This is a genomic window from Mesorhizobium sp. P2_C7 (assembly GCF_056404515.1).
This window is the reverse complement of sequence record NZ_JBFUDW010000004.1, coordinates 429,486-435,883: the sequence shown is the minus strand read 5'-3', so window position 1 is coordinate 435,883 and position 6,398 is coordinate 429,486. Positions and strand designations below refer to the sequence as shown.

Genomic DNA, 6,398 nt, shown 5'->3' with positions numbered 1-6,398 from the left:
GACCGGTGCGACCGGCGCGAGCGGCCCGACCGGTGCGACCGGCGCGAGCGGCCCGACCGGTGCGACTGGCGCAAGCGGCCCGACGGGTGCGACTGGCGCAAGCGGCCCGACCGGTGCGACTGGCGCAGGCGGACCCACAGGTGATACCGGCGCCACGGGTGCAACAGGTTCGACTGGCGCAGGCGGCTCGACCGGAGCCACGGGCGCGAGCGGCTCCACGGGAGCGACTGGCGCAGGCGGAGCCACAGGTGATACCGGCGCCGCAGGTTCCACTGGCGCCACGGGTTCTACAGGCGCGACGGGCGACACCGGAGCGACTGGCTCGACCGGCGCCGCCGGTTCGACAGGTGCGACTGGTTCGACAGGTGCGACCGGCTCGACTGGCGCGACGGGCGACACCGGAGCCGCGGGCTCCACTGGCGCAACCGGAGCCACAGGTGCGACCGGCGCCACGGGTGATACCGGAGCGACTGGCTCGACCGGCGCGTCCGGTTCGACCGGAGCGACGGGTTCGACAGGTGCGACTGGCGACACTGGTGCAACAGGAACCACGGGTGCTACGGGCTCTACCGGAGCGACCGGCTCGACTGGTGCCACCGGTGATACCGGAGCCGCGGGCTCCACCGGCGCAACCGGAGCCACAGGTGCGACCGGCGCCACGGGTGATACCGGAGCGACTGGTTCGACCGGCGCCTCCGGTTCGACTGGTGCGACTGGCGGCACTGGTGCAACTGGAACCACGGGTGCAACGGGCTCTACCGGAGCGACCGGCTCAACTGGTGCCTCCGGTTCGACCGGAGCAACTGGTTCGACAGGTGCCACTGGCGACACTGGTGCAACAGGAACCACGGGTGCAACGGGCTCTACCGGAGCGACTGGCTCAACTGGTGCCACGGGTGATACCGGAGCGACTGGCTCGACCGGCGCCTCCGGTTCGACCGGAGCGACTGGTTCGACAGGTGCGACTGGCGACACCGGTGCAACAGGAACCACGGGTGCAACGGGCTCGACCGGAGCGACTGGCTCGACCGGCGCAACCGGCGACACCGGAGCGACTGGCTCGACCGGCGCCACGGGTGATACCGGGGCAACTGGCTCGACTGGTGCAACCGGAGCCACAGGTGCGACCGGCGCCACGGGTGATACCGGAGCGACTGGCTCGACCGGCGCCACCGGTTCGACAGGTGCTACCGGCTCGACCGGAGCAACTGGCTCGACAGGTGCAACGGGTGATACCGGCTCGACCGGAGCGACGGGCTCGACTGGTGCTACTGGCTCGACCGGCTCGACTGGAGCAACCGGCTCGACCGGAGCCACCGGCTCGACTGGTGCTACTGGCTCGACTGGTTCGACCGGCGCAACTGGCTCGACAGGTGCGACTGGCGACACTGGTGCAACGGGTTCGACTGGCTCGACTGGCGCCACCGGTTCGACCGGAGCGACAGGTTCGACCGGCTCGACTGGAGCAACCGGCTCGACCGGAGCAACTGGCTCGACAGGTGCAACTGGTGATACCGGCTCGACCGGAGCCACCGGCTCGACTGGTGCCACTGGCTCGACGGGTGCGACCGGCTCGACAGGTGCAACTGGTGATACCGGCTCGACCGGAGCGACTGGCTCGACTGGTTCGACCGGCGCAACTGGCTCGACCGGCGCAACTGGTTCGACGGGTGCGACTGGCTCGACAGGTGCAACTGGCGATACCGGCTCGACCGGAGCCACCGGCTCGACTGGTGCGACTGGCTCGACTGGTTCGACTGGAGCAACCGGCTCGACCGGGGCCACCGGCTCGACTGGTGCGACTGGCTCGACTGGTTCGACTGGAGCAACCGGCTCGACCGGGGCCACCGGCTCGACTGGTGCAACTGGCTCGACTGGTTCGACCGGAGCGACAGGCTCGACGGGTGCCACTGGCTCGACCGGCGCAACTGGCTCGACAGGTGCAACTGGTGATACCGGCTCGACCGGGGCCACCGGCTCGACAGGTGCGACGGGCTCGACCGGCTCGACTGGAGCAACCGGCTCGACCGGGGCCACCGGCTCGACTGGTGCGACGGGTTCGACTGGTTCGACCGGCGCAACTGGCTCGACGGGTGCCACTGGCGACACTGGTGCAACGGGCTCGACCGGCTCGACTGGAGCAACCGGCTCGACTGGAGCCACCGGCTCGACAGGTGCAACTGGTGATACTGGTTCGACCGGCGCAACCGGCTCGACCGGGGCCACCGGCTCGACGGGTGCGACTGGCTCGACTGGTTCGACCGGCGCAACTGGCTCGACAGGTGCCACTGGCGACACTGGTGCAACGGGTTCGACTGGCTCGACTGGCGACACTGGTTCGACCGGAGCGACAGGCTCAACCGGCTCGACCGGAGCGACAGGCTCGACGGGTGCCACTGGCTCGACCGGCGCAACTGGCTCGACAGGTGCAACTGGTGATACCGGTTCGACCGGAGCGACAGGCTCGACTGGTGCGACTGGCTCGACCGGCTCGACTGGAGCAACCGGCTCGACCGGAGCCACGGGCTCGACGGGTGCGACTGGCTCGACTGGTTCGACCGGCGCAACTGGCTCGACGGGTGCCACTGGTTCGACCGGCGCAACTGGCTCGACAGGTGCAACTGGTGATACCGGCTCGACCGGAGCGACAGGCTCAACCGGCTCGACCGGAGCGACAGGCTCGACGGGTGCCACTGGTTCGACCGGCGCAACTGGCTCGACAGGTGCAACTGGTGATACCGGCTCGACCGGGGCCACCGGCTCGACTGGTGCGACGGGCTCGACAGGTGCAACTGGCGATACCGGCTCGACCGGAGCCACCGGCTCGACGGGTGCGACGGGCGATACCGGAGCGACTGGAGCGACCGGAGCGACTGGCGACACTGGAGCCACAGGTGCAACGGGCTCGACCGGTGCAACCGGCGCCACAGGTGATACCGGAGCGACTGGAGCAACTGGAGCCACGGGTGCAACGGGCGATACCGGAGCGACTGGCTCGACTGGAGCCACGGGTGCGACCGGCGATACCGGAGCGACGGGTTCGACCGGCGCCACGGGTGCGACCGGCGATACCGGAGCGACTGGCTCGACCGGAGCCACTGGAGCCACGGGTGCGACCGGCGATACCGGAGCGACGGGTGCGACCGGCGATACCGGAGCGACGGGCTCGACCGGCGCCACCGGTGATACCGGAGCGACTGGCTCGACCGGAGCCACTGGAGCCACGGGTGCGACCGGCGATACCGGAGCGACAGGTTCGACCGGCGCCACCGGCGACACCGGAGCGACCGGAGCCACTGGAGCTACGGGTGCGACCGGCGATACTGGTGCGACTGGTTCTACCGGCGCCACCGGCGACACCGGAGCGACTGGAGCAACCGGAGCCACGGGTGCGACCGGCGATACCGGAGCGACGGGTTCGACCGGCGCCACCGGCGACACCGGAGCGACTGGAGCAACCGGAGCCACGGGTGCGACCGGCGACACCGGAGCGACGGGTTCGACTGGCGCCACCGGTGATACTGGAGCAACCGGAGCAACCGGAGCCACGGGTGCGACCGGCGATACCGGAGCGACCGGTTCGACCGGAGCGACTGGCGACACTGGTGCAACGGGCTCGACAGGAGCCACCGGTTCGACCGGTGCTACTGGTTCAACAGGTGCGACTGGCTCGACCGGAGCAACAGGTACGGCTGGTTCGACAGGTGCTACCGGAGCCACGGGCTCGGGCGGTGGAACAGGTGATCATGACCACAATGGCAATAACGGCTTTGGCAATGGAGATCAGGATGCACCTGGTGGTTCCGGGAACCACAACAATGCCGAAAACGGCCCTGGTCACAAAGCCAGCGTCACCTCCACCTCGCTCGGCCTCAAGGACACTGCAAAATTCCTGCAGTCGGGCTCGACACATGGCAACAGTGATCACGACAGCCATGCGTCGTTCCGCAACCTGATCGGCCTGGCGTCCACATCGGTGTCGACAGACCTGCTCAATGTCCTCAAGACGATGAGCGGATTTGGCCAGAACCACAACAAGCCGTCGGGGGCGAGCTCGGATCTCACCTCGGACCAGACCAAGCATGGCGCCGGCTACGCCAGCGACGATCATTCCATCAAGACGACCCTGAAGGATCTCTTGAAGCCGCATGAGTAAGTAAGGAAAGTTAAATGGACCACGTCCGGAGACTGGTCCAGGTTTGAAAAAGGGGCGCGCGGACTTCGCTGGAAGTTCGCGCGTTTCCACTTCTTGTCGGTGCGGCATCGTCTTGCGGAAAGCCCCCCGCCGGCCATCTCTGGCTTCCGGCGAGGGCAGCGGATCGGCCTGGCGAGGCGATTATTTTTAGTAAGTCGGCGCAAACGGAAATGAAGCCGCCAAGCCTGCGATTTTCAAAAAGAATCCGCGCGGCTTCGGCTCTTCGATACTGGCCAAGTTCGGCCATCTTGTTCCTGGCCATTCACCAAATCTCCACTTTATAGTTTACAAATCCCTAATTTTCGATTTTACTAATGTGTGACACGGGGTGTGTCCGCAGGTCGCGCGGTAGGGTTGCCGACGTCCTGCGAAGTTTTGGGGAAGGATCTGGGGGTCGTTAAGCCACATCGCGGGCGATGATGGAGGCGCGTTCTTTGAGCGCGCCTTGAAAGCCGCGTCAACGTTGCCCGCCCACGGAGGCGGACAGGTTTCCCGTTCCAGAGTTCCCTCGCGTTTGGACGCCGATCCGTCGGCGTGACCAGTGGCGGGAGTGTGTCGTGGGTGGGGTGAGATTGCGTGCGAGTTGGGCCCGGCGCGGAGCGATTTCCGGCGTCGATAGGCCCGCAATCCGACAGCGGCGACGGACCGCCGCAGCCGGCGGCTGGCAGCTTGGCCGCCGCTGTTCCGCCCTCCATGAAAGCCTCAGCACCGCGCGGCCTGCCCGCGCGCCCGACCCCGTCGTGCCGGGCGTCGCCGGCGGATGCTCTCAGCTTGAACCCAGTTGGAACCAACGGGATCTCGCCATGGCCAGCGCCACCGAACTCGTTTTCGTCGATCCCTCGGTATCCGATCTAGGCACGATCCTCGGCAATTTGAGGCCAAGGGTCGAGGCGATCGTGCTTGATGCCAAATCCCCGGCCGCGCGCCAGATGGCACGGGCGCTCGAAGCTCGTGACGGCCTCGACGCCGTGCACGTGATCGCGCACGGCGCGCCCGGGCGGGTGTGCTTTGCGGCCGGCGACTGGTCGGCGCGCACGCTGCAGCACGATGAGGCCGATCTCGCCACGATCGGCCAGGCATTGGGTGGCTCCGGCGAGCTGCTTCTGTGGAGCTGTGACGCGGGCGCCGGCGCTGCCGGAGCCGATTTTGTCGATGCGCTGGCGCGCGCGGCGGGGGCGCCGGTTGCGGCCGCCACCGACCTGGTTGGGTCGCCGACGCTCGGCGCACGATGGAAACTGACAAGGAACACCGCGGCGCGGGCGCCGCTGACGGAGGAGGGTATCATGGGCTACGCAGCAGTGCTTGCCGCGATCGAGATCACGATCTCCGGCTTGATCCCAACCGGCATGACCGGCGGCTCGACGACCTACTTCGTGGTCGACAGGGACCACGGCACGATTGTTGGCAACCTCAATCTGCCGAACATAGCGAACAACGCCTTCCGGATCGCCGTCAGGGTGCCGGGTGGAGCGACGAGCCTCGACGTCGGCGTCTTTGACGAAAGCGGCAAGTTCACCTCGGCTGGCTTCACTGTGGATGTGCCCGCGCGTCCATCCGGCGCCGTCGGGCCGAAGGGGTGAGCCATGCTGAAGGACCTCACCTCGGATCCCTTCCATAGCCCGGCCGCCGCGCTGGGCCTTTACGCATCGACACACAAGGTTTCGCCCGCATACCCTCAGAGCGGGCGAGCCATGACGTTCGAGCCCGAAGTCCTGTTCATCGATCCCGCCGTCGCCGACATACCCGCCATCCTTGCCGGGCTGCGGGCCGGCGTGCAGCCGGTGCTCCTCGACGCGGCGCGGCCGGCGGCCGCACAGATGGCGGCGGCGCTGGCCGGCCGCCAAGGCCTTGCGGCAGTGCACATCATCGCCCACGGCGCGCCTGGGCGCGTCGCCTTCGCGGCCGGCGAATGGTCGCGCGAAACGCTGGCGCGCGACGCCGGGGACCTGGCCGCGATCGGCCGGGCCCTGGCCGAAGACGGCGACCTGCGGCTGTGGAGCTGCGAGACGGGTCGCGGCGCGGCGGGTGAGGCGTTTGTCGAGGGCCTCGAGGATGCTACCGGGGTGTATGTCGGCGCCGCCAACGCTTTGGTCGGCGCGGCGTCCCTGGGTGGACAATGGGAGCTGGCGGGCGGGCAAACGGCGCCGCTGACGACGGCGGGGGTCGCGAGCTATTCGGGCATCTTGAGCGTGGAAGTTACCCT

3 protein-coding genes and 1 pseudogene are annotated in these 6,398 nt (G+C 68.1%); all 4 read left to right on the top strand.

From position 1 onward, the window contains the following. Positions 1–3,956, top strand: a 3,956-nt coding sequence (locus tag AC1D2G_RS11905; protein WP_477414100.1) for a hypothetical protein, incomplete at its 5' end; no start/stop codon positions are given. 20 nt (positions 3,957–3,976) lie between these two features. Beyond that, the gene (locus AC1D2G_RS11900) at positions 3,977–4,156 is read left to right on the top strand and encodes a hypothetical protein (RefSeq protein WP_246461232.1); all 180 of its coding nucleotides are present in this window, start codon (positions 3,977–3,979) and stop codon (positions 4,154–4,156) included. 842 nt (positions 4,157–4,998) lie between these two features. Next, positions 4,999–5,775 carry a DUF4347 domain-containing protein gene (locus tag AC1D2G_RS11895; protein WP_477225743.1) on the top strand — a complete coding sequence of 259 codons (777 nt, stop codon included), beginning with the start codon at positions 4,999–5,001 and terminating at the stop codon, positions 5,773–5,775. 3 nt (positions 5,776–5,778) lie between these two features. After that, positions 5,779–6,369: pseudogene (locus tag AC1D2G_RS11890) on the top strand (DUF4347 domain-containing protein); the annotation flags it as partial. Positions 6,370–6,398: the final 29 nt, after the last annotated feature.